Source organism: Faecalibacterium sp. I2-3-92, from assembly GCF_023347315.1.
In the GTDB taxonomy this organism is placed as follows: Bacteria; Bacillota; Clostridia; order Oscillospirales; family Ruminococcaceae; genus Faecalibacterium; species Faecalibacterium duncaniae.
This window is the reverse complement of the sequence record NZ_CP094470.1, coordinates 1,222,527-1,246,608: the sequence shown is the minus strand read 5'-3', so window position 1 is coordinate 1,246,608 and position 24,082 is coordinate 1,222,527. Positions and strand designations below refer to the sequence as shown.

The 24,082-nt window shown below is 61.1% G+C and carries 21 protein-coding genes and 1 tRNA gene; 7 read left to right on the top strand and 15 right to left on the bottom strand.

The window, feature by feature from the left end:
- Nucleotides 1-434: 434 nt before the first annotated feature.
- The 15 genes from ispG to MTP42_RS06085 all read right to left on the bottom strand — a co-directional run bounded on the left by ispG (nt 435) and on the right by MTP42_RS06085 (nt 13,965).
- A complete protein-coding gene (ispG, locus tag MTP42_RS06155) occupies nt 435-1,481 on the bottom strand; it encodes a flavodoxin-dependent (E)-4-hydroxy-3-methylbut-2-enyl-diphosphate synthase (protein ID WP_005933865.1) in 1,047 nt (348 codons plus the stop codon).
- Between the two features lie 19 nt (nt 1,482-1,500).
- On the bottom strand, nt 1,501-2,649 hold the full coding sequence (locus MTP42_RS06150; protein ID WP_249258193.1) for a M50 family metallopeptidase: 1,149 nt from the start codon (nt 2,647-2,649) through the stop codon (nt 1,501-1,503).
- A gap of 9 nt (nt 2,650-2,658) precedes the next feature.
- Nucleotides 2,659-3,810 (bottom strand): 1-deoxy-D-xylulose-5-phosphate reductoisomerase, encoded by a 1,152-nt coding sequence (gene dxr / locus MTP42_RS06145; protein ID WP_099357205.1) that lies wholly within the window; start codon nt 3,808-3,810, stop codon nt 2,659-2,661.
- 16 nt (nt 3,811-3,826) lie between these two features.
- Nucleotides 3,827-4,687: a phosphatidate cytidylyltransferase gene (locus MTP42_RS06140; protein WP_005933875.1), complete on the bottom strand. Its 861-nt coding sequence runs from the start codon at nt 4,685-4,687 to the stop codon at nt 3,827-3,829.
- A gap of 30 nt (nt 4,688-4,717) precedes the next feature.
- Nucleotides 4,718-5,431, bottom strand: coding sequence for a polyprenyl diphosphate synthase (uppS, locus tag MTP42_RS06135; protein WP_035394393.1), 714 nt, complete (start codon nt 5,429-5,431; stop codon nt 4,718-4,720).
- A gap of 112 nt (nt 5,432-5,543) precedes the next feature.
- Nucleotides 5,544-6,098 carry a ribosome recycling factor gene (frr, locus tag MTP42_RS06130; RefSeq protein WP_005933879.1) on the bottom strand — a complete coding sequence of 185 codons (555 nt, stop codon included), beginning with the start codon at nt 6,096-6,098 and terminating at the stop codon, nt 5,544-5,546.
- A gap of 87 nt (nt 6,099-6,185) precedes the next feature.
- The gene (pyrH, locus tag MTP42_RS06125) at nt 6,186-6,896 is read right to left on the bottom strand and encodes a UMP kinase (RefSeq protein WP_005933880.1); all 711 of its coding nucleotides are present in this window, start codon (nt 6,894-6,896) and stop codon (nt 6,186-6,188) included.
- Nucleotides 6,897-7,062: 166 nt separating this feature from the next.
- Nucleotides 7,063-7,344, bottom strand: coding sequence for a helix-turn-helix domain-containing protein (locus tag MTP42_RS06120; RefSeq protein ID WP_098922624.1), 282 nt, complete (start codon nt 7,342-7,344; stop codon nt 7,063-7,065).
- Complete coding sequence (locus MTP42_RS06115) at nt 7,341-7,700, bottom strand: type II toxin-antitoxin system RelE/ParE family toxin (protein ID WP_156057749.1); 360 nt, start codon at nt 7,698-7,700, stop codon at nt 7,341-7,343. The genes MTP42_RS06120 and MTP42_RS06115 overlap by 4 nt, the downstream gene beginning before the upstream one ends.
- 126 nt (nt 7,701-7,826) lie before the next feature.
- Nucleotides 7,827-7,901 (bottom strand) — tRNA-Gly (locus MTP42_RS06110).
- A gap of 52 nt (nt 7,902-7,953) precedes the next feature.
- Nucleotides 7,954-8,295 carry a hypothetical protein gene (locus MTP42_RS06105; protein WP_005933882.1) on the bottom strand — a complete coding sequence of 114 codons (342 nt, stop codon included), beginning with the start codon at nt 8,293-8,295 and terminating at the stop codon, nt 7,954-7,956.
- 146 nt (nt 8,296-8,441) lie between these two features.
- On the bottom strand, nt 8,442-8,840 hold the full coding sequence (locus MTP42_RS06100) for a hypothetical protein (protein ID WP_249258192.1): 399 nt from the start codon (nt 8,838-8,840) through the stop codon (nt 8,442-8,444).
- A gap of 28 nt (nt 8,841-8,868) precedes the next feature.
- Complete coding sequence (locus MTP42_RS06095) at nt 8,869-10,164, bottom strand: diaminopimelate decarboxylase family protein (protein WP_035394396.1); 1,296 nt, start codon at nt 10,162-10,164, stop codon at nt 8,869-8,871.
- 174 nt (nt 10,165-10,338) lie between these two features.
- Nucleotides 10,339-12,237 carry a polysaccharide biosynthesis protein gene (locus MTP42_RS06090; protein ID WP_097770727.1) on the bottom strand — a complete coding sequence of 633 codons (1,899 nt, stop codon included), beginning with the start codon at nt 12,235-12,237 and terminating at the stop codon, nt 10,339-10,341.
- Between the two features lie 117 nt (nt 12,238-12,354).
- Complete coding sequence (locus MTP42_RS06085) at nt 12,355-13,965, bottom strand: putative polysaccharide biosynthesis protein (RefSeq protein ID WP_249258191.1); 1,611 nt, start codon at nt 13,963-13,965, stop codon at nt 12,355-12,357.
- Nucleotides 13,966-14,142: 177 nt separating this feature from the next.
- Between MTP42_RS06085 and MTP42_RS06080 the strand changes: the two genes are divergently transcribed.
- The 7 genes from MTP42_RS06080 (at nt 14,143) to gltB (ending at nt 24,072) form a co-directional block, all read left to right on the top strand.
- On the top strand, nt 14,143-14,976 hold the full coding sequence (locus tag MTP42_RS06080; RefSeq protein ID WP_154276326.1) for an Mrp/NBP35 family ATP-binding protein: 834 nt from the start codon (nt 14,143-14,145) through the stop codon (nt 14,974-14,976).
- A gap of 111 nt (nt 14,977-15,087) precedes the next feature.
- Nucleotides 15,088-15,384 (top strand): nucleotidyltransferase family protein, encoded by a 297-nt coding sequence (locus tag MTP42_RS06075; RefSeq protein ID WP_098922630.1) that lies wholly within the window; start codon nt 15,088-15,090, stop codon nt 15,382-15,384.
- The gene (locus MTP42_RS06070; RefSeq protein WP_098922632.1) at nt 15,381-15,725 is read left to right on the top strand and encodes a HepT-like ribonuclease domain-containing protein; all 345 of its coding nucleotides are present in this window, start codon (nt 15,381-15,383) and stop codon (nt 15,723-15,725) included. The genes MTP42_RS06075 and MTP42_RS06070 overlap by 4 nt, the downstream gene beginning before the upstream one ends.
- 12 nt (nt 15,726-15,737) lie before the next feature.
- Nucleotides 15,738-15,989 carry a DUF1653 domain-containing protein gene (locus tag MTP42_RS06065; RefSeq protein WP_005933896.1) on the top strand — a complete coding sequence of 84 codons (252 nt, stop codon included), beginning with the start codon at nt 15,738-15,740 and terminating at the stop codon, nt 15,987-15,989.
- A gap of 152 nt (nt 15,990-16,141) precedes the next feature.
- Nucleotides 16,142-17,494, top strand: a complete 1,353-nt coding sequence (gdhA, locus tag MTP42_RS06060; protein WP_097772279.1) for an NADP-specific glutamate dehydrogenase — start codon at nt 16,142-16,144, stop codon at nt 17,492-17,494.
- A gap of 233 nt (nt 17,495-17,727) precedes the next feature.
- Nucleotides 17,728-19,299 (top strand): hydroxylamine reductase, encoded by a 1,572-nt coding sequence (hcp, locus tag MTP42_RS06055; RefSeq protein WP_249258190.1) that lies wholly within the window; start codon nt 17,728-17,730, stop codon nt 19,297-19,299.
- A 237-nt stretch (nt 19,300-19,536) separates the two neighbouring features.
- Nucleotides 19,537-24,072: a glutamate synthase large subunit gene (gene gltB / locus MTP42_RS06050; protein WP_249258189.1), complete on the top strand. Its 4,536-nt coding sequence runs from the start codon at nt 19,537-19,539 to the stop codon at nt 24,070-24,072.
- Nucleotides 24,073-24,082 lie beyond the last annotated feature (10 nt).

The window sequence follows — 24,082 nt, the reverse complement described above, 5'->3', positions numbered from 1 at the left end:
CTCTCAGGCGCTTCGTCTGCGCCCTCTCCGTCATCCCTGCGGGATGCCACCTCTCCCAAAGGGAGAGGCAATTGCAGCATGACCTTTAGGGGGTGCTGACGGGGTTAAACCTCTCAGCCGTCGCTGACGCTCGGCAGCTCCCCTAGTAGGGGAGCCCTTGGCAGGCCGTCACGTTTTCGTGGTCTGGCGCTTCGCTCCTGTTTGCCCTGCTGGCGCAAAGCTTTATCCTTGCGGCAGGAGTGCATTTTGGAGCCGATAGGCGATCATTGCGAAAAATGAGCCCTATGCCAAGGCCTCCCCTACTAGGGGAGGTGGCATCGAGCGAAGCGATGATGACGGAGAGGTTTAGCCGTCAGCACCCGTTCCCCTTGCAGATGCGTTAGCTCCCCCTTTGGGGGAGCTGTCGAGCGCAGCGAGACTGAGAGGGTTGTCTCTCAGATCTTATAGATCTCCTCCATGAACTGGTCGAGGATATTATCGCCGGTCAGCTTCTTGATGGGCTGGCCGTGGATGAAGAGGACAGCCTCGCCCTTGCCGCCTGCAATGCCGATATCGGCTTCGCGGGCCTCGCCGGGGCCGTTGACCACGCAACCCATCACGGCCACCTTGATGGATTTCTTATAGCCCTGCAGGCGCTTTTCCACCTCGTTGGCGATCTCGGTGCAGGGGTACTGGGTGCGGCCGCAGGTGGGACAGGTGATGACCTCGGGGCCAGCCACGGGGAAGCCCACGGCGCGCAGGATGTTGTAGCCTGCTTCCACTTCCTTCTCGGGCTCGGCGGCCAGCGAGACGCGGATGGTATCGCCGATGCCCTCCAGCAGCATCCCGCCAATGCCCATGCCGCTCTTGAGCAGACCCATCTGGTAAGTACCGGCCTCGGTCACGCCCACATGCAGGGGGTAATCGGTCACGGCGCTCAGCTGGCGGTAGGCCTCCATCATGCGGGGCACGTTGGAGTTCTTGATGGAGATGACGATGTTGTTGAAATCGAACTTCTCCAGCAGGCGGACATGGTACAGGGCGCTTTCCACCATAGCCTCGGGCACGGGCGCGCCGTACTTTGCCAGGATGTGCTTTTCCAGGCTGCCGCCGTTCACGCCGATGCGGATGGGGATGTTCTTCTGCTGGCAGGCCTGCACCACGGCCTTGACCCGGTCGTCATCGCCGATGTTGCCGGGGTTGATGCGGATCTTGTCCACACCAACGTCGGCGCAGGCCAGCGCTGCCTTGTAGTCAAAGTGGATATCCGCCACGATGGGGATGTTCACTGCGTTCTTCACGGCCTCGATGCACTTGGCATCCGCCGCGCTGGGGCAGGTCACACGCAGGATCTGGCAGCCCGCCGCCTCACAGCGCTTTGCCTGGGCAACGTTGCCCTCGATGTCCTCCACGGGGACATTCAGCATGGTCTGCACCGCAATGGGGTTGTTGCCGCCAATGGTCACATTGCCGATTTTCACTTCTCGTTTCAGCTGCCGCATGGTCGTTTTCCTTTCCGTATCACATTGCCCCGGTAATGAGCCGGAGGATATCGTTGTAAGTTGCAAAAATCATCAGCCCGAACAGCAGCGCAAAGGCTGCCACGATCAGGCCGCTCTGGATCTTTTCGGGCACGGCATGGCCGGTCACGCCCTCAATGAGCAGGAACACCACTTTGCCGCCGTCCAGCGCCGGGAAGGGCAGCAGGTTGAAGATGCCCACATTCACGGTGATGAGCGCCAGCATCTCCAGCAGGTCCTGCCAGCCGTAGCTGGCGGCCTGCCCGATGGCCGTTACGATGCCCACCGGGCCGGAGAGATCGTTGATGCTCTCCCGCCCCCGCAGCAGGTCGGAGAGGGAGGCAAAGATGATGCGCCCGTAGTAGAGCACACTGTTGCCCGCCTCTTTCAGCACGTTCAGCGGTGTTTTTTTGATGCCGTAGACCGTAAAGCCCAGGCTCATGTGGGTCTCGCCCTTGTCATCCTGCCAGGTGTCGAACTGCACACCGGGCAGCTCCACCTTTTTGCCGTCCCGCAGAACGGTGAAATCGGCGGTGTAGTCCTCCGTGCGCATCAGCTCATAGAGGATATCGTTTGCCACAAAGCAGCGGCGGCCGTTCACCGCAAGGATCTTATCCCCTGCCTGCAGGCCGGTCTGGCCGCAGAGGGCGTTTTCCTCCACCTGATAGAGGACCTTGCTGGTGATGGGTTCGCTCTGGGCCGTGATGAGGATGGCCATGACCACAAAGCCCAACACAAAGTTCATCCCGGCACCCGCCAGCATGATGAGGGCCCGCTGCCAGACAGGGGCCTCATTCAGAGGAATACCAGCAGGCTTTTCCTCCTCGGGGGAAGTCTCCGCTATGCCAAGGGCTCCCCTATCAGGGGAGCTGCCGCCATCGGCGGCTGAGGGGTTTGACCGTTCCTCCGCCTGCCTGCTCTCGGGGCTTTCCTCCCCTTCCAGCGCCACAAAGCCGCCCACAGGCAGGGCGCGGATGCTGTACTGGGTGCCCTTGCGCACCCGCTTGCACAGCACCGGCCCCATGCCGATGGAGAACTCGTTGACCTGCACACCGCAGAGCTTTGCCACCATGAAGTGGCCGAACTCATGGATGGCGATCACGGCGCTGAACACGAACACCGCAGCAATAAAGGTGACAATAAAAGACATCAGTTCTCCTTACAGGTGCGCTCTCACAAAGGCGCGGGCCATCTTGTCGCACTCATACACATCGGCCAGGGTGTAATCGCCGCCAAAGCTGTCGCTGTCCACAACAGCCTCCACCAGTCGGCCGATATCGAGGAAGCCGATCTTATCCTCGAGGAAGAGCTTGACTGCCTCCTCGTTGGCACCGTTGGCGGCGCAGGGGCCCAGACCGCCCTTCTTGATGGCCTTCTTGCAGGCAGCCAGGCAGCGGAAGGTCTCCTCGTCGGCCACATCGAAGGTCAGCAGCTTCAGGGTGGTAAAGTCCAGCTCAGGCACCACACCGGGCACACGGGCCGGGTAGGTCAGGGCGTACTGGATGGGGATGCGCATATCGGGCACGCCCAGCTGGGCGATGATGGAGTTATCGCTGTACTGCACGGCAGAGTGGACAATGCTCTGGCGCTGCACCACGATCTGGATCTTCTCGGGGGGCAGGCCGAACAGCCAGACCGCCTCGATCAGCTCCAGGCCCTTGTTCATCAGGGTGGCGGAGTCGATGGTGATCTTGGCACCCATGTTCCAGTTGGGATGCTTGAGGGCATCGGCCTTGGTCTTGCCCCGCAGCTCCTCGGTCTTCATGCCGAAGAAGGGGCCGCCGGAGGCCGTGAGCAGGATCTTGGTCAGGCTCTTGGCGCTCTCCTTGTCCTGCAGGCACTGGAAGATGGCGGAGTGCTCGCTGTCCACAGGCAGCAGCTTCACGCCGTGCTTTGCCACGGCCTGGGTCACCAGGTGACCGCCCGTGACAAGGCTCTCCTTGTTGGCAAGGGCCAGATCGTGGCCGCTCTCAATGGCGGTCAGGCTGGCACCCAGACCGGCGATGCCCACCACACTGTTCAGCACCACATCGGGGCCGTCCATGGCGGCCAGCTCCTTCAGGCCCTCGGGGCCGGTCAGCAGCCGGGGGGCGTTGGCACGGCCCGCCAGCGCTGCGTCCAGCCGGGCGGCGGCATCGGGGTCAGTCATGCAGACATACCGGGGGTGGAACTCCTCGATCTGCTCCAGGATCTTCTCCACATGGCTGTGGGCGGAAAGGCCGAACACCTCATACCCCTGGGCACGGATGACATCCAGGCTCTGGGTGCCGATGGAACCGGTAGAACCCAGCAGCGTGATTTTTTTAGACATAAGCTACCTCCTGCATTCAGTGATAGAAAACAGCGATGACCACCATGGTGACGAACGGCGCAATGAACATGACGCTGTCGAAGCGGTCCAGAATGCCGCCGTGGCCCGGGAAGATGGTGCCATAATCCTTGATGCCGCACTGGCGCTTGACCACGCTGGCGAACAGGTCGCCGTAGATGCCCAGCACAGCGGCCACGCAGGCCAGCAGGGCAATGATCACGTACATCGAAACGCCGATGTTGGTGCGGGTGAACGCCTCCATCCGGTTGGCCGCAATGGAGTAAATCACGGTGGCGATCACGCCGAACACCATGGTGCCCAGCACGCCGCCAATGGCTCCCTCCACGGTCTTTTTGGGGCTGACCACGGGGCAGAGTTTGTGCTTGCCAAAGGCTCTGCCTGCAAAGTAGGCGCAGGTATCGCCGCCCCAGGCAAAGCAGAGGATGAGCAGAATAAAGAACATCGCGTCATAGCCGTAGGTCTCCACCGGCAGCAGCTCCTTCAAACGGATAAAGGAGTAGAAGCAGAAGATCACGATGCCGGAAAACATCACCAGACCGCTGGCTTTTGCAAAATCCACCTGTGCATTGCGCACCACCAGATAGATGCCGAAGAACAGCACCATCAAAAAGGAGGCCGGCATGACCAGCCGCCGCCACACCTGATAGCTGGACAGCATGATCAGCAGGGTGTAGGGCACGAACACGGCGTACATGGGCCATTCCTTTCTGCCGAAGCCCAGGGCCTTGAAGACCTCGTGGATGGCGATCAGGGTGATGGCGGCAATGACAAAATTGAACACCAGCGTGTCAAAGGTGAACAGCACCCCGATCAGGACGAGGATGCCCACAATTGCGGTTATGATACGAGTTTTCATTCAAATTTCTCCTTTTGGGAATTGCAAGGGTCAGATGCCGCCAAACCGGCGGGAGCGCTTGTTGAACTCCGTGATGGCGGCATCCAGGTCATCACGGGTGAAATCAGGCCAGAGCACATCCATCTCCACCAGTTCGGCGTAGGCGGCCTGCCAGAGCATGAAGTTGGAAAGGCGCTTCTCGCCCGAGGGACGCAGGATGAAATCCGGGTCCTTCTGGCCGGCGGTATACATGTGGTCGCTCATCATCTCTTCGGTGATGTCCTCGGGCTTGAGGGTGCCCTCTGCCACCTGCTGGGCCAGCTGCCGGGCGGCCCGCACGATCTCGGGGCGGCCGCCGTAGTTCACGGCAATGTTCAGGGTCATGCCGGTCTTGGCGGCAGAGTCCTCCTCCAGCTCGTTCATCAGCTTCTGGAGCTTTGCATCCAGCGCGGCCCGGTCGCCCAGGAACTTGATGCGGATGTTGCGGTCCTTATAGTTGAAGCCCTTGAGCAGATACTCGCCGAACAGCTTCATAATGGCAGAGACCTCTTCCAGCGGGCGCTTCCAGTTCTCAGTGGAGAAGGCGTAGAAGGTCACGGACGAAACGCCCAGCTCCTCGCAGTAGTTGGCGATATCCTGAAACACGGCGGCACCCTTTTTGTGGCCCGCGGTGCGGGGCAGGCCCCGCTGCTTGGCCCAGCGGCCGTTGCCGTCCATGATGATGCCGATGGAAAGGCCCTCGGCAAATTCTTTGGGATGGTTCATAATCATTCTCCTGCGTTTGCGGGGCGGGGGTTCCCTGCCCCGGTTTCGGCAAAAAGTGCCGCGCACTCGTTCCAGCGCACGGCACCTCACACATTTCGTTTCACCGCGGCGATCAGACGGACATGATCTCCTTCTGCTTTTCCTCAACGGCTGCGTCGATGTTCTTGATATACTTGTCGGTCAGCTTCTGGACCTCTTCTTCCATGGTCTTCTGGGTGTCCTCGGTCAGCTCACCGGCCTTCTTCATGGCCTTGGCCTTGTCCATAGCGTCACGGCGGACATTGCGCACGGCCACCTTGGCCTCCTCGCCCAGCTTGGCAACTTCCTTTGCCAGCTGCTTGCGGCGCTCCTCGGTGGGAGCCGGGAAGTTCAGGCGGATGGTGGAGCCGTCATCAATGGGGGTAATGCCCACATCGCTGGCCATGATGGCCTTGCTGATGGCGCGCAGCAGGGTGCGGTCCCAGGGGGTGATGGTCAGGGTGCGGGCCTCGCTCACGGCCACAGAGGCCACCTGCTGGATGGGAGTGGGGGCACCGTAGTAGTCCACGCTCACCTTGTCCAGAACGGCGGGGTTGGCGCGGCCTGCACGCACAGCGGCCAGCTCGCGGTCCAGATGCTCCACGGAGCTCTTCATCTTTTCTTCAAATGCCTTGGTGTTGCTGCTCATTGTCCTTTTCTCCTGTTATATATTGTTCTGCACAGGCGCTGTGATTGCTGCCTGTTCCATTCTATGGTACGGGGATGCGGGCTATGCTCAGCCCTCGTAGACCAGGGTGCCCACATTCTCGCCCTGCACGGCCTTTGCAATGTTGTCCGGGTCGGCCAGGTCAAAAACCAGGATGGGGAGTTTGTTGTCGCGGCAGAGGGTGGCGGCAGTGCCGTCCATCACAGCCAGGCGATCCTCCAGCACCTTGGTAAAGGTCAAGGTGTCGTACTTTTTGGCATCGGGGTACTTGTGGGGGTCCTTGTCATATACGCCGTCCACCATGGTGGCCTTGAACATGATGTCCGCACTCACCTCAACAGCACGCAGGGCCGTGGTGGTATCGGTGGAGAAGAAGGGGTTGCCGGTGCCGCCGCCGAAGATGGCGATCTTGCCGTCTGCCATGGCCTTCAGGGCATCCTTGCGGGTAAAGGCGGGGGCCACCTGCGGCATGGTGATGGAGGTGAACACCTCGGTCTCCACGCCCAGCTGCTCCAGCTTGTCGGAGACGGCCAGCGCGTTCATCACGGTCGCCAGCATTCCGATCTTGTCGGCCAGGGTGCGCTCCATCTTACCGCTGGAACGGCCGCGCCAGAAGTTGCCGCCGCCCACCACGATGCCGATCTGCACGCCCAGGTCGTGGGCCTTTTTCACGCCGCCGCAGATCGCGTCCATGGTCGGCTCGTCAAAGCCGGTTCCCTTTTCGCCGCCCAGGGCCTCGCCGCTGATCTTCAGAAGGATCCGCTGATATTTCAATGCCATATCAATACACCACCTAAATCATTTCTCTCATCAGGCCGGAGTTTCCCCTGCCCCTGATTTATTCATCTTATTTTACTATAAAATCGCTTCAAAGTAAACAGGTAAAGTGTGAATGACCTCTCCCCATCAAAAAAGCAGACAGCCCGCAGGCCATCTGCTTGGAGGTTCACTTTGCCGGAACAAATTCGATCTTGACCCGCATCCCCATACCGGCAGCCAGCCGCTGCAGGGTGCGAAGCGAAGGATTTCCGTTGCCGCGCTCCAGCTTGCTGATGTCTGTCTGGGCAATGCCGGTGCGCTCGGAAAGCTGCTGCTGGGTCAGTCCGCTTTTCTTCCGGGCGGCAAGGATCGCCTCGATCACAGCAAATTCGGGGTCAAGGGCATCCCACTCTGCCTTAAACTCAGGGTCTTTCATCTGTTCGTTGAGAAAATCATTGAAATTGGTCATTTGGAGCACTCCTTTCGGCTGAGATAATCGGCACGGTACTGCTTTGCAAGTGCGATCTCGGAAGCAGGTGTCTTCTGCGTCTTTTTGACAAAGCCGTTCGTAAGGATGATCCTTCTGCCGATCACAAAAAAGTACAGCACACGGGTAATGTCGGAGCCGAACTTGGTGCGGATCTCAAAAATGCCATCCTCCAGATGCTTGGAGTACGGCTCCCGCAGTGAAGGCCCTTCCTCCCGGAGAAGCCCGACCGTGCGCACGACCTTAGCCCGCATTTTCGCATCCAGAGCCAGAATAAACTCTTTCGCCGGTTCGGAGCCATCGGCTTTGTCATAAAATTCGATCTCGTATTCCTGCACGCCGCCGCCTCCATTAAATAGTGGTTTTATCCTATATTCAGTATAGCGGATCAGGCTGCCATTGTCAAGTGGATTACAGGCAAAACAAAAAGCGCCGATTCTGAACGAATCAGCGCCTTTTCTGCATGGAGCGGGCAATGGGAATCGAACCCACCTCCTCAGCTTGGAAGGCTGATATACTAGCCGATGTACGATGCCCGCGAATGCAGGATGAATTATACCACGTTTTGGCTCAAATGTCCAGTGCTAATTTTTAAGAACCGGACTTCATGCCCAGATAGACGGTGCCCACGCCCGCAGCGATGTTCAGCAGGCCCATGCCGATGCCAGCCACGCTGGAGAAATAGGTCAGGGTGGAATCGATGATGAGGTTGCCGTTGATGGTGCCTTCCGGCTCAGGGTACTTCTCGGGGTCCTTCTTCTGCAGCTGGACCGCCACACCGGCAATGTTGGAAACATTCAGGTAGGCCAGCATGCTGGTGGCCAGGCCCATAACGGTGGAGCCCAGTGCCATCCAGTTGATGGACAGGCCGCCGCTGGTGTACTCCATTTCCTCTTCAGCCAGAGGAGCATAATTCTTGGGATAGTTGATCATGGTTTTGTACCTCCAAATGTGTTTCAAGAGGGGTCATCGTGGTTTCATTATAGGTTCTGCGGCTCCGGCTGTCAAGGGTCGAAACTTCAGCAGACAAAAGCAGCGCCCTCCCTTCTTCAGGGAGAGCGCCGCGTTCCGGTTCTCTCTTATTTTTTCTCAGAGCCGCTCTGCTGCTCCTGTTCCTGCTCCCTGCGCAGCTTTTTGATCCGCTTCTTCTCGCTTTCCACATGGGGCCAGGGCCAGGAGAAGCCCTCGTTTTCGCGGCACCATCTGACCAGCGGATAGAACGAGAACGCCAGCCCGAACAGATACAGCAGGACGTAGAGCGCGCCGGAAAGGCTCACCAGTGCGTCCAGCGCGCCGATGAGCGCCATGATCAGGCCCGCCTTCAGGAAGAACAGGCCGTTCTGGCGGCAGTATTCCGGGAAATTCTCCGCCTTGACTGCCTGACGGCCCTGATCTCCCCACACACGGGGATTCTTCATCACCGAGTAGCCGTAAAAGACCATCATCAGGCCGCAGGTAAGCTGGAATCCAAAAAACATCTCACACCTCGCAGGTTTTCAGGGGGCCTCAGTCGTCGTAGCCCTCGAACAGGGGCTTCATGGCAGGCAGGAAGTCCAGCGTTGCAAAGTAATCACGGGGGGTCTCGGCGCGGCGGATGAGGCGGTGAGAGCCGTCCTCGCAGAGCAGGACCTCGGCGCTGCGGAGCTTGCCGTTGTAGTTGTAGCCCATGGCGGAGCCGTGGGCACCGGTGTCGTGGATGTAGATCAGGTCACCGATGTCGATCTTGGGCAGCATCCGGTCAATGGCGAACTTGTCGTTGTTCTCGCACAGGCCGCCGACCACATCGTACTTGTGGTCGCAGGGGGCGTTCTCCTTGCCCAGCACGGTGATGTGGTGGTAAGCGCCGTACATGGCGGGGCGCATCAGGTTGGCAGCGCAGGCATCCAGACCGATGTACTCCTTGTAGATGTGCTTTTCGTGGATGGCAGTTGCCACCAGCGCACCGTAGGGGCCGGTGGTAAAGCGGCCCATCTCGGTGAAGATGGCCACATCGCCCATCCCTGCGGGCACAAGGATCTCCTCAAACTTCCGGCGCACGCCCTCACCGATGGCCATGATGTCGTTCTCGGTCTGGTCGGGGCGGTAGGGGATGCCCACGCCGCCGGACAGGTTGATGTAGCCGATGTGGGCACCGGTGGCCTTCTGCACACGGACTGCCAGCTGGAACAGGATGCCTGCCAGCTCGGGGTAATAGGCATCGGAGATGGTGTTGGAGGCCAGGAAGGCATGGATGCCAAAGTTCTTTGCACCCTTTGCCATCAGCTTCTTGTAGCTGTCGATCATCTGCTCCTCGGTCATGCCGTACTTGGCATCGCCGGGCTTGTCCATGACCTGGAAGCCTTCCTCGCTCTCGCCCAGCTGGAAGGTCCCGCCCGGGTTGTAGCGGCAGAAGATGTTCTCGGGGATCCCGGCCACACGGTCCAGGAAGTCCACCATGGTGGCATCGTCCAGGTTGATGTATGCGCCCAGCTCGTATGCCTTCTTCATGTCCTCCACGGGGGTCTGGTTGGAGGAGAACATGATATCGCTGCCGGTAAAGCCGCAGGCCTCGCTCAGCATCAGCTCGGTCAGGGAGGAGCAGTCCACGCCGCAGCCCTCTTCCTTCAGGATCTGCAGGATGATGGGGTTGGGCAGCGCCTTGACGGCAAAATACTCCCGGAAGCCCTTGTTCCAGCTGAAGGCCTTGTTGATGCGGCGGGCGTTCTCACGGATGCCCTTTTCGTCGTAGACGTGGAACGGGGTGGGCACGTCCTGGATGATCTCCTGGGCCTGCTCTTCGGTCAGAAACGGTCTCTTTTCCATAATATACTTCCCTCTCGTTTTTATAGCGCATACGGCTTTGGAGCCGCAGTTGCGAACGTAGTTTACTCCCTCAGTCTGCTTCGCAGACAGCTCCCTCGGAGAGGGAGCCTGACCGCACGGCAAAGCCTCCCTCCCTGAGGGAGGTGGCATCGCGCCAGCGATGACGGAAGGAGTTTACACCTTTAGATTTTTCCGGGTGGGGGTAAAGGTGGGGATCATCTTTTCCAGCTGATCCACCACGCCCTCGTCATTGTGCTGGGCGGCAGCGGCAAGATCCTGCAGCTGCTGGTAGAACACGGCCAGGTCGATGTCCCGGGGCGATGCCACAAAGATCTTGTTGTGCTCGGTGCGGCGCATCTTGCCCTGCTCCTCGTCCATCATCAGCTCCTCGTAGAGCTTCTCGCCCGGGCGCAGGCCCACGATCTTGATCTCCATATTCACGCCCGGCTCGTAGCCGTAAAAGCGGATGAGCTGCTTGGCCAGATCCATGATCTTGACCGGCTCGCCCATGTCCAGCACATAGATGCTGCCGCCCTCGGCCAGCGCGCCCGCCTGCAGCACCAGCTGGGCCGCCTCGGGAATGGTCATAAAGTAGCGCTCGATGTTGGGGTCGGTCAGGGTGACGGGGCCGCCCTTCTTGATCTGGGCCTCGAACAGCGGGATCACGCTGCCGTGGCTGCCCAGCACATTGCCAAAGCGGACCGCCACGCACTTCATGTCGGTGTTGCCCGCAAAGGTCTGGATGAGCATCTCACAGATCCGCTTGGTGCAGCCCATCACGCTGGTGGGATTGACCGCCTTGTCGGTGGAAAGCTGGACGAACCGCTCCACGTCGTGCTCGCTGGCGCTGGTGAGCAGGTTCTTGGTGCCCAGCACATTGTTCTTCACGGCCTCGGCGGGGCTGATCTCCATCAGCGGCACATGCTTGTGGGCCGCTGCATGGAACACCACGGTGGGGTGGTAGGTCTCAAATACCTCATCCAGCCGCTTTTTATCCCGAATGGAGCCGATCAGCACGGTCACGGGGATATCGCGGCCGTACTTCTGCTGCAGTTCCATCAGCAGCTCGTAGGCGCAGTTCTCGTAGATATCAAAGATCAGCAGCTTGCCGGGCCGGAAGCGCATCACCTGGCGGCAGAGCTCACTGCCAATGGAGCCGCCGCCGCCCGTCACCAGCACGGTCTTGCCGGTGAGGTAGCCGGAGATCTTCTCGTTGTCCAGCGTGACCTCATCACGGGAGAGGAAATCGGCGGTGTTCAGCTCACGGAACGCACCCTGCTGGGGGCCGTTGCTGCCCACCAGCTGGGGATCGCTCAGGATCTGCACCGGGCAGTGGGTGGAAACGCAGAGGTCGATGACATGGTTCAGCCTGCTGCCCCGCAGGGTGGGGATGGCAATGATGATGTTGTGGATGTTGTACTGGGTGCAGAGCTGGGGGATCTGCTCCAGCGTGCCCTTGACCGGCACGCCGTGGATGGTCTGTCCCTGCTTGACCAGGTCATCGTCCACCGCCACAACGGGGTGGCCGTAGCTGCTGTTGGATTTGCAGACATTGATGGCCCAGGCACCGGCCTCGCCCGCGCCCACGATCATCACGGGGCGGTTGGGATCCTTGTTGGGCACGCCCCGCAGCCGCTCGCCGATGGGATGGTTCAGGAAGAGCCGCCATGCCAGACGGCTGCCCCCCACCAGCAGGAAGATGAGGACAGCGGCCATGGCGTTGGCAGAATCGAACAGCACGCCGTGGACACAGAAATGGTTCACGAAATAGACCACCCCCGTGGGCACGGCGATCATGCCGCCCAGACGGATGAGGTCACGCTCCCCGGCATACTTCCAGAGCACATGGTACAGCCCGCCCGCCAGAAAGCTGAGCAGGTAGAGCGCCACGATCCAGGGCAGGTTCTGGTAGAGCAGGGCACGGTTGTGGGGCCACCAGCTGGCCTCCACCGCGCCGTCGGCCCGGAGCAGCAGGGCAAAGTAAAAGCTGAATATCACGATGGCCGCGTCCAGCAGCACCAGGATCATCCGGCGCAGCAGCACCTGCGGCACAAGCTTCTCTGTTTTCTTCACAAAAATCCTCTTTTACATCGGGGCGGGATCTGTCCGCACCCGTTTTTCCCGGCGTTGCCGGCCACAGGGGCCAAAGCCCCATGCGCCTGTTCCGCCATAATATCCATTGTATTATACTCAATTCTCCCCCCTGTGTCCAGAACAATTCCGATTCTCCGGGCTTTTCTGCCGCTCCCTGCGGGATTTTTCTGTCCGCAGGATGGCCCGCACCTCTTCGCCCAGCCCCAGCGGCCACTGCACGGCAAGGCAGACTGCCGCCATGCCAAAGCCGCCCGCGCAGAGCGCCGCCAGCCGGGTGGGCGTGCTCCCGCTGCCCAGCCACCCCGCCAGCAAAGCGCGCAGGCCCTCGCCCGCCCCCGCTGAGACCAGTGCCGCCAGCGCCGGAGCCCCCAGCCACCGCCAGAGCCTGGGCTGCAGCCCGCTGACGTGCAGCAGACGGGCCGTATTCATCTGGCAGGTATAGGCACTGGACAGCAGGATCACCCACAAAAAGCCCTTCATCCCCCATCTGGGCAGGAGGAGCAGCACCCCCGCAATGCGGAGCACCGCGTCCCACAGGCTGTACCGGAACACAGCCTTCTGCTCCCCCATCCCCTTCATGGCACCGTCCACCATGCTCTCCAGATACATCAGCGGCATGGCCGGGCCCAGCACCCGCAGATAGAACCCGGCCTCCTGGCTGTGGTAGAGCAGCAGGGCCAGCGGCTCGCCCCACACCCAGAACAGCGCCCCCGCCAGCGCCGAGAAGCAGCCCGTCAGCCGGAGCATCCGGTCCAGCAGGCAGCCCAGCCGGGCGCGTTCGCCCCGGATGTGGGCCTGGGTGATCTCAGGCATCAGCAGCACCGAAAGGCTCCCCAGCAGCCCAAAGGGAAAGGTGAGCAGAGGCAGGGCCATCCCCTTCAGGCTGCCGTACTGGGCCACCGCGGCACTGCGGCCCCCGGCATCCAGCAGGCAGACCGTCAGGCAGGCGGGCACCAGCATGTTCTCCGCCGTGTGCAGGGCGCTGGCAAGGCACCGCCCGCCCTCCACCGGCCACAGGATCTCCCAGAGCCGCCGGGCAGGGTCGGCAGGCCGTCGGGCCTTTTCTGCGCCGAACGCACGCACCGCCTCCCCACGGTAAAACAGCAGCAGGATGCAGGCCGACACCGCTTCGCTCACCGCCGTGGCGGCCAGCACCGCCGTGCAGCGGGCGCTCACGTCCGGCGCGTTCCCCCATTCCAGCGCGTACCAGATGATCCCGATGCGCACGCTCTGCTCCACCAGCTGGCTCAGCACGTTGGGCTCCACCCGCCGCCGGGCGATAAAGAACCCCCGCAGCACAGCCGAGAGGGCCATCCATGGCATCCCGAAGGCCGATACCCGCAGTGCGCCCGCCGCCCGCACATCTCCCAGCCACCACCGGGCAGCGGCCCCGGCCAGCCCGTACTGCGCCGCCATGGCCGCCGCGCCCAGCAGCAGCCCCGTGCCCGCCAGACGCACCAGCATCCCCCGCGCCTGTGCCCGGCCCCGGGCCAGTTCCTCAGCCATCAGCCGGGTGGCCGCCACCGAGACCCCCGCCGTTGCCAGCGTGACAAAGAGCGCGTAGACCGCCAGCACCAGCTGGTACAGCCCCATCCCCTCGCCGCCCAGGGCGTTGGCCAGATAGATGCGCAGGCCCATCCCGGCCAGCCGCAGCAGGACATCCGCCCCGGTCAGGAGGGCGGCGTTTTTCAGGTAGCTCTGCCCCATGGTATTCCTCCTTCCCCCGCACAGGCGTTCGGTTCAGTGTATGCGGTCTTTCCCGAGCAATATGCACTCTTGTGAAGATGAGCGCCCCTGTGGGTTGTTTCCCACCCGGTTTTATGGTATGATATGGGTTGGTCAAGACGATCTGTCTAATTAAGATAAAGGAGAAAAGGTTAGAGTATGAGCGAAGAATGTACCCATGACTGTTCCACCTGCGGGGCAGCATGTTCTTCCCGCACCGCCGCACCTGAACACGATGCCCCCAACCCCAACAGCAGCGTGAAAAAGGTCATCGGCGTTGTTTCGGGCAAAGGCGGTGTCGGCAAGAGCATGACCAGTGCCCTGCTGGCCTGCGCCATGGCCCGCCGTGGCTACCACTGCGGCATCCTGGATGCCGACATCACCGGCCCGTCCATCCCCAAGCTGTTCGGCATCCATGGCCGTGCCATGGCCGATGAAAAAGGCTGCTGGCCCATCCAGAGCCGGATGGGCATTGATGTGATGAGCATCAACCTGCTGGTCGAGAACGAGGAGGACCCCGTTGTGTGGCGCGGCCCCGTGATCGCCGGTGCGGTCAAGCAGTTCTGGACCGATGTGGTCTGGAAGGACGTGGACTTCCTGTTCGTGGACATGCCTCCGGGAACCGGCGACGTGCCCCTGACCGTGTTCCAGAGCCTGCCCGTGGACGGCATCGTGGTCGTTGCCAGCCCCCAGGAGCTGGTCAGCATGATCGTGGCCAAGGCCGTGAACATGGCCGAGATGATGAAGGTGCCCATGCTGGGCATCGTGGAGAACATGAGCTACATCGTCTGCCCCGACTGCGGCAAGAAGATCAGCGTGTTCGGCGAGAGCCATGTGGATGAGGTGGCTGCAAAGCACGGCCTGCCCGTGCTGGCCAAGTGCCCCATCGACCCCCAGCTGGCTGCCTGCTCCGATGCCGGCATGATCGAGGCCTACCCCGGCCAGTACCTTGAGGGTGCCGCCGATGCCTGCGAGAAGCTGCTGAAGAAGTAAATCATGCGCCTGTCCCCCGCCAGCGCCAGCCGCCTGCGGGGGATTTTTGTTTGCATTTCCGGCATTCTATGGTACAATATTGGTAGAGAATTTCCGATTGGAGGTGTCCGCATGAACACGCTTTCCCGCACTGAGATCGAGCAGGTCATCCGGGAGCTGCTGCACAAATATCACGCCGAGTATGCCCTGCTGTTCGGCTCCTACGCCCGGGGAGAAGCCACTGCCGCTTCGGATATCGATGTGATCGTGGTGGGCGGTGCCAACTTCCGGCCAAGGGACATCTTTGCTTTTGGGGAGGAGCTGCGCCAGCGCACCCAGAAGGACGTGGATGCCTTTGAGATCCGGGAGGTCAACACCGGCACTCCCTTCTATGAAAGCATCATGCGGGAGGGGGTCAAGATCGCATGAAGAGATCGGACAAGGAGCGCCTGAAAAAGATCGTTGCCACATGGGAAAGCCTGAAAGCCGAGATGCACAAGCGCGGCATTACGCCGGAGCTTCTGCTCGAGGACGAGTTTTCCCAGTGGGCCGTCACGACCCCGCTCTATAACATCGGAGAACAGGTCTACCAGCTCAGTCCGGAGTTCAAGGCCTCTTATCCGGAGCAGCCCTGGAATATGGTCGCCGGGCTGCGCCACCGGCTGGTGCATGACTACGACGGTATCAACTGGAGCATCATCGTTGAAGTCCTGTTTGAGGATATGGAGCCCTTTGTGACTGCCGTGAATGCCATTTTGGCTGGAATGTAAAGGAGAACGCAAATGCCGAACGAACTCAAGATCGGCCGGGTGTACCGGCACTTCAAGGGCGACTTTTATCTGGTAGAGGCCGTTGCCAACGATTCCGAAACGGGGGAGCCCTTTGTGGTCTACCGTAAGCTCTACGGGGACGGCGGGCTCTGGCTGCGGCCCCTTGCCATGTTCCTCAGCCCCGTGGACAGGGCAAAATACCCCGATGCCGCGCAGGAATATCGCTTTGAATTGCAGGAGATCCCCAGCGCCGCCGGGCACTGACGCTGTGAAGCGGATTCATTTTTATTTTGGCTTCACTGAAACATTTTCCGATTTCCTCTATTGTAAATCGCTGCACAAAGCTTTATAATGATAAAGCGCTCTGTGATAGTGGGCAGAGCGAGTGTAAATAATGGGAAAAGGAGTATTCTATTATGCTGACGAATGAATACCTGAAGCGCGTTTACGATGGCCTTGCACAGCGCAATGCCAATGAGCCTGAGTTCCTGCAGGCTGTCCGCGAGGTGCTGGAGAGCATCCAGCCCGTGGTGGAGAAGCATCCCGAGTACGAGAAGGCTGGCCTGATCGAGCGTCTGGTCGAGCCCGAGCGCATCATCACCTTCCGTGTGCCCTGGGTCGATGATCAGGGCAAGGTCCAGGTGAACCGCGGCTACCGCGTCCAGTTCAACAGCGCCATCGGCCCCTACAAGGGCGGTCTGCGCTTCCATCCCTCTGTCAACCAGGGCATCCTGAAGTTCCTGGGCTTTGAGCAGACCTTCAAGAACAGCCTGACCACCCTGCCCATGGGCGGCGGCAAGGGCGGCTCTGACTTTGACCCCCATGGCAAGAGCGACATGGAAGTCATGCGTTTCTGCCAGAGCTTTATGACCGAGCTGTACCGCCACATCGGCCAGTTCGTGGACTGCCCCGCCGGTGATATCGGTGTCGGCGGCCGCGAGGTTGGCTACATGTTCGGCCAGTACAAGCGCCTGACCAACAGCTTCCAGGGCGGTATGCTCACCGGCAAGGGCCTGACCTTCGGCGGCTCTCTGGCCCGTACCGAGGCCACCGGCTACGGCCTGTGCTACTTCACCGCCGAGGCTCTGAAGTGTATGCGCAACGACAGCTTTGAGGGCAAGACCGTGGTCATCTCCGGTTCCGGCAATGTTGCCATCTATGCCTGCCAGAAGGCTCAGTCTCTGGGCGCAAAGGTCGTTACCATGTCCGATTCCAACGGCTACGTCTACGACCCCAACGGCATTGATCTGGCTTACGTCAAGGAGCTGAAGGAAGTCCGCCGCGGCCGCATCAAGGAGTATGCCGAGACCCACGCCGGTGTAACCTACGTTGCCGACTGCTCCAAGGTCTGGACTGTCCCCTGCGACATCGCCCTGCCCTGCGCGACCCAGAACGAGATCAACAAGGAGTCCGCTGAGGCTCTGGTCAAGAACGGCTGCACCGTTGTCTGCGAGGGCGCAAACATGCCCAGCACGCCCGAGGCCATTGAGGTCTACCTGTCCAACGGTGTCCTGTACGGACCCGCAAAGGCTGCCAACGCCGGCGGTGTGGCCACCTCCGGCCTGGAGATGAGCCAGAACTCCGAGCGCCTGAGCTGGACCTTCGAAGAGGTCGATGCAAAGCTGAAGGGCATCATGGAGGGCATCTTCCACGCTTCCTATGACGCTTCCGTTGCCGCTGGTTCCGAGGGCAACCTGATGGTCGGTGCAAACTGCGCCGGTTTCCTGAAGGTGGCTACCGCCATGATGGCACAGGGCATCACCTACTAATTGTTCCAAAGCATTTTCAAGAGCTGCGTTCGCAAGAGCGCGGCTCTTTTTGTATCTATTCGCTGGCCGCATCTCCGGGAGCTTTTCCCGGCGGGTCAACGGACATTCCATGCCCGCCCTGCAAGCGGGGCCCCACCTCGGATACTCGCCGAGAAAACGCCCTTCGTGCGGCCTGTATAAAGCCCCGCCAACCCGTCCATACTGACCACATCAAGCGAAGAGAGGGTTCTGAAATGGACGAACAGATGTTTTGTTTTCAATGCGAGCAGGCGGCGCACTGCACTGCCTGTACCGGTAAGGCCGGTGTCTGCGGCAAAAGCGCGGACACGGCAGCGGCGCAGGACCGCCTGACCGGCGCACTCATCTCCTACGCCAGCCAGCTCATCGGCGAGGGGCGGGCCCCCGCCCCGGAACAGGCACTTCTGCTGATGGAAGGGCTGTTCACCACCATCACCAACGTGAACTTCGACCCGCAGACCGTGGACCAGCTGACCGAGAGCATCCATGCGGCCTGCCCCGGCATCGGGTTCGACTACGACATGGCAAACCTCTGGCACGAGCCGGACGAGGACATCCGCAGTCTGAAATCGTTCGTCCTGTTCAGCCTGCGCGGCATGGCAGCGTACAATTACCATGCGCGGGTGCTGGGCCGCATCGACCCGGAGCTGGACCGCTTCTTCTGCGAAGCATTGCAGGCCGTTGGCAGCGAATGCTCCATCGACGCCCTCTGGGCACTGGTACAGAAGACCGGCAAGGCCAGCTACCGCTGCATGGAGCTGCTGGACGCCGCTAACACCGGGGCCTTCGGCCAGCCGGAGCCGGTGGAGGTGCCGCTCGTCATCGAGAAAGGGCCGTTCATCGTCATTTCCGGCCACGACCTCTACGACATGAAGTGCCTGCTGGAGCAGACGGCGGGCAAAGGCATCCACGTCTACACCCACTCGGAAATGCTCCCCGCCCACGGCTACCCGGAGCTGAAGCAGAAGTACCCGCATCTGAAGGGCAACTTCGGCACAGCCTGGCAGAACCAGCAGCGGGAGTTTGAGGACATCCCGGCCCCGATCCTCTTCACCACCAACTGCATCATGCCCCTGCGGGAGAGCTACGCCGACCGGGTGTTCACCACCTCGGTGGTGTCCTATCCCGGCGTCCCGCACATCGGGCCAGAGCGGGATTTCTCCCCCGTCATTGCCAAAGCACTGGAACTAGGGGGCTACCCGGAAGACACCGCCATGCCCGGCATCAACGGCGGGCGCAGCGTCGTGACCGGCTTTGCGCGGAGCGCTGTGCTCTCCCACGCCAATGAGATCGTTGCGGCCGTGAAAAGCGGGCAGATCCGCCATTTCTTCCTGGTGGGCGGCTGTGACGGCACCCGGCCTTCCCGCCGCTACTACACCGAGTTCGCCAAGCTCACCCCGCCCGACACCGTGATCCTGACGCTGGCCTGCGGCAAATTCCGCCTGAACGACCTGGATCTCGGCACCGTGGCGGGCCTGCCCCGCATCCTCGATGTGGGCCAGTGCAACGACGCATACAGCGCCATTCAGATTGCGCTGGCGCTGGCCGATGCCTTCGGCTGCACCGTCAACGACCTGCCGCTCTCGCTGGTGCTCTGCTGGTTCGAGCAGAAGGCCGTCTGCATCCTCATCGCACTGCTGGCGCTGGGCATCCAGAACATCCGGCTCGGCCCTACCCTGCCCGCCTTCCTCTCGCCGGGCGTGGTGCGCGTTTTGCAGGAAAAGTACAATCTGATGGCCGTCACGACACCGGAGCAGGACCTGAAAGCGATTTTGGGCGAAGGATGAATCCGTTTCATCTCATCATCAAACCGCACAAGAAGTGCGGGCTTTGGTGTACTAAAGTTTGTTGCACCTCCCACTTGAACAATCTTCACGAATCATTATAATAAAGCTAACGGAACAAAGGCGTTCCAGAAGGGTGAAGTCTACCCTTCTGGAGCGCTTTTTTTGTTTTCTGTGCAAGAGGCTGCGGATCGTGCCGCGGCCCAGAGGATATTTTGAGAGATAAGGATGGGAAAGGCAATGGATCAATTTACGGAAAACGCCACGCCTCTTGGCCTGTATGACCCTCAGTTCGAGCACGATGCCTGCGGCATCGGCGCTGTGGTGGACATCAAGGGCCGCAAGAGCCATCAGACGGTCAGCGATGCCCTGAGCATCGTGGAGCGTCTGGAGCACCGCGCCGGTAAGGATGCCGAGGGCAAGACCGGCGACGGCGTGGGCATCATGCTGCAGATCAGCCACAAGTTCTTCTCCAAGGTGGCCGACGAGCTGAACATCAGCCTGGGCAACGAACGGGAATACGGTGTCGGCATGTTCTTCTTCCCCCAGAACGAGCACCTGCGGGCACAGGCCATGAAGCTGTTTGAGCTGGTCACCCGCAAGGAGGGGCTTGAGTTTCTGGCATGGCGCAGGGTACCGGTAGACCCCGATGCCGTGGGCCAGAAGGCCCGGGACTGCATGCCCTCCATCTGGCAGTGCTTCATCAAAAAGCCTGCCCGTGTGAGCAAGGGCATTGATTTTGACCGCAGGCTCTACATCATCCGCCGGGTGTTCGAGCAGGCCAGCAACGGCACCTATGTGCCCAGCCTGTCCAGCCGCACCATCGTCTACAAGGGCATGTTCCTGGTGCACGATCTGCGCCTGTTCTACCTTGACCTGCAGGACGAGGACTACGAATCCGCCATCGGCATGGTGCACAGCCGCTTTTCTACCAACACCAACCCCAGCTGGATGCGTGCCCACCCCAACCGGTTCATCCTGCACAACGGCGAGATCAACACCATCAAGGGCAACACCGATGCCATGCTGGCCCGTGAGGAGAGCATCGAGAGCCCCATCCTGCAGGACGACATGAACAAGATCCTGCCCATCATCAACACCTCCGGCTCGGACTCCGCCATGTTGGACAACGCGCTGGAGTTCATGGTGATGAACGGCATGGATCTGCCTCTGGCTGTGATGATCACCATCCCCGAGCCCTGGGAGAACAACAAGAACATCAGCCAGAAAAAGCGCGATTTCTACCAGTATTACGCCACCATGCTGGAGCCCTGGGACGGCCCCGCCGCCATCCTCTTCTCCGACGGCGACGTGGTGGGCGCGGTGCTGGACCGCAACGGTCTGCGCCCCAGCCGCTACTATATCACCAAGGACGGCCGGATGATCCTGTCCTCTGAGGTGGGCGTGCTGCCCTGCGCCCCCGACAACATCCTGATGAAAGATCGCCTGCGTCCCGGCAAAATGCTGCTGGTGGATACCGTCAAGGGCGAGGTCGTGGATGACGAGAAGCTGAAGGAATACTACGCCAGCCGCGAGCCCTACGGCGAGTGGATCGACCGGAATCTGGTCCGGCTGAAGGACCTGAAGATCCCTAACATCAAGGTCCCCAGCTACACTGGCGAGGAGCTGACCCGCCTGCAGAAGGTATTTGGCTACAAATACGAGGAAATCAAGGAGCTGATCCTGCCCATGGCCCGGGCCGGTGCCGAGCCTTCCGGGGCCATGGGCACCGACACCCCGCTGGCTGTCCTGAGCGACCAGCATCCCCCGCTGTTCAACTACTTCAAGCAGCGGTTCGCACAGGTCACCAACCCGCCCATCGATGCCATCCGTGAGAAGGTGGTCACCTCCACCAGCGTCTATGTGGGTGCCCACGGCAACCTGCTGGAGGACAAGCCCGAGAACTGCAAGGTGCTCAAGGTGCAGAACCCCATCCTGACCAGCACCGATCTGCTCAAGATCAAGCACATGAATGTGCCCGGTTTCAAGACCGCCACGGTGTCCATCAATTACTATAAGAACACCAGCCTGGAAAAGGCCATCGACCGCGTGTTTCTGGAGGTGGACCGCGCCTACAAGGACGGTGCCAACATCATCATCCTCTCTGACCGCGACATTGACGAGTACCACGTCTCCATCCCCAGCCTGCTGGCTGTTTCTGCCGTGTCCCAGTACCTCATCCGCACCAAAAAGAGCACGGCCATGGCCCTCATCCTTGAGAGCGCCGAGCCCCACGAGGTGCACCACTTTGCCACCCTGCTGGGCTACGGTGCCTGCGCCGTCAACCCCTATCTGGCCCACGACACCATTGCCCAGCTCATCGACGAGGGTCTGCTGGACAAGGATTACTACGCCGCCGTGGACGACTACAACAAGGCTGTGCTGAACGGCATCGTGAAGATCGCCTCCAAAATGGGCATCTCCACCATCCAGAGCTACCAGAGCAGTCAGATCTTTGAGGCGGTCGGCATCTCCAAGGATGTCATCGACAAGTACTTCACCGGTACGGTCAGCCGTGTGGGCGGCATCGGTCTGGAGGACATTCAGGCGGATGTGGAAGCTGCCCACAACGCCGCCTTTGACCCGCTGGGTCTGGACATCAACATGGAGCTGGCCGACGGCGGCGCTCACAAGTTCCGCAGCGGCAAGGAAGAGCACCTCTTCACCCCGCAGACCATCCATCTGTTCCAGAAAGCCTGCTTCACGGGCGACTACCAGGCCTTCAAAGACTTCACCCGCACCGTGGACAACATGGGTGCCGAGGGCGTGCACCTGCGCAGCCTGCTGGACTTCAGCTATGACCCCAACGGCGGCATCCCCCTTGAGGAGGTGGAGCCTGTCAGCTCCATCGTCAAGCGGTTCAAAGCCGCTGCCATGAGCTACGGTGCCCTGAGCAGCGAGGCCCACGAGACCATCGCCATCGCCCTGAATCGTCTGGGCGGCCGGAGCAACACCGGCGAAGGCGGCGAGCCCGAGGAGCGCTACCAGAGCGAGAGCAACTCCAAGATCAAGCAGGTGGCCTCGGCCCGCTTCGGTGTGACCAGCAAGTATCTGGTCTCCGCCGAAGAGATCCAGATCAAGCTGGCACAGGGCGCAAAGCCCGGCGAGGGCGGCAACCTGCCCGGTGCCAAGGTCTACCCCTGGATCGCCAAGACCCGCCACAGCACCACCGGCGTGGGCCTGATCTCTCCCCCGCCCCACCACGACATCTACTCCATCGAGGATCTGGCTGAGCTGATCTATGACCTGAAGAACGCCAACCGCCACGCCAACATCAACGTGAAGCTGGTCAGCGAGGCCGGTGTCGGCACCATTGCCGCCGGTGTTGCCAAGGGCGGCGCACAGGTCATCCTCGTCTCCGGTTACGACGGCGGCACCGGTGCAGCCCCCCGCACCTCCATCAAGAACGCGGGTCTGCCCTGGGAGCTGGGCATCGCCGAGACCCACCAGACCCTGATCCTGAACGGCCTGCGCAGCCGCGTCCGCATTGAGAGCGACTCCAAGCTGCTCTCCGGCCGCGATGTTGCCATCAGCTGTATGCTGGGCGCTGAGGAGTTCGGCTTCGGCACCTCCCTGCTGATGTGCGAAGGCTGCGTGATGATGCGTGTCTGCAACCTGGACACCTGCCCCATGGGCATCTGCACCCAGAACCCCGAACTGCGCAAGCGGTTCAAGGGCAAGCCCGAGTATATCATCAACTACCTGACCTTTGTGGCGCAGGAGCTGCGGGAGTACATGGCCAAGCTGGGCGTGCGCACCATCGATGAGCTGGTGGGCCGCACCGACCTGCTCCATGTCAAGCCCAGCGCTGCCGGCAGCCGTGCCGCCAAGATGAATCTGGACTGCATCCTGCACAACCCAGCCATTGCAAACAGCAACGTCCACTTTGTGCCTGCCGACACCTATGACTTCCACCTTGAGAACACCCTCGACATGAAGGTGCTGATGAAGAAGTTCAAGCTGGGCAGCAAGGCACCCCAGAGCGTCCGGCTGGAGGTCTCCAACACCGACCGCGCCCTGGGTGCCATCTTTGGCAGCGAGATCACCCGCAAGTACGGCAGCTCCCTGCCCGACGATGTCTACACCGCCGAGTGCATCGGCGCAGGCGGCCAGAGCTTTGGCGCGTTCATCCCCAAGGGCCTGACCCTCAGCCTGACCGGCGACTGCAACGACTACATGGGCAAGGGCCTGTCCGGCGGCAAGATCATCGTCCGCCCGCCCGAGGGCATCGGCTACAAGCCCGAGGAAAACATCATCACCGGCAACGTGGCCCTTTACGGTGCCACCAGCGGCAAGGCCTTCGTCTCCGGCGTGGCCGGTGAGCGCTTCTGCGTCCGCAACAGCGGCGCGACTGCCGTTGTCGAGGGCGTGGGTGACCACGGCTGTGAGTACATGACCGGCGGCACTGTCGTGGTCCTGGGCCAAACCGGCAAGAATTTCGCGGCCGGCATGACCGGCGGCGTGGCCTACGTTCTGGACGAGAACTGGGATTTCTACCAGCGGGTCAACAAGGAGACTGTGAGCCTGGAGCCTGTGGAGCACAAGTACGATGTTGCCGCCCTGAAGGAGCTCATCCGTGAGCACGTGGAAGCCACCGGCTCCCCCCGCGGCAAGGAGATCCTGGATAACTTCAGCGAGTACCTGCCCAAGTTCAAGAAAGTCCTCCCCTACGATTACGACCGGATGCTCCGGATCATCGCTTCCATGGAGGAGCGCGGCCTGGACGGCGAACAGGCACAGATCGAAGCATTCTACGCTGTGCAGAAGAAGAAGTAAGGAGGGCTGG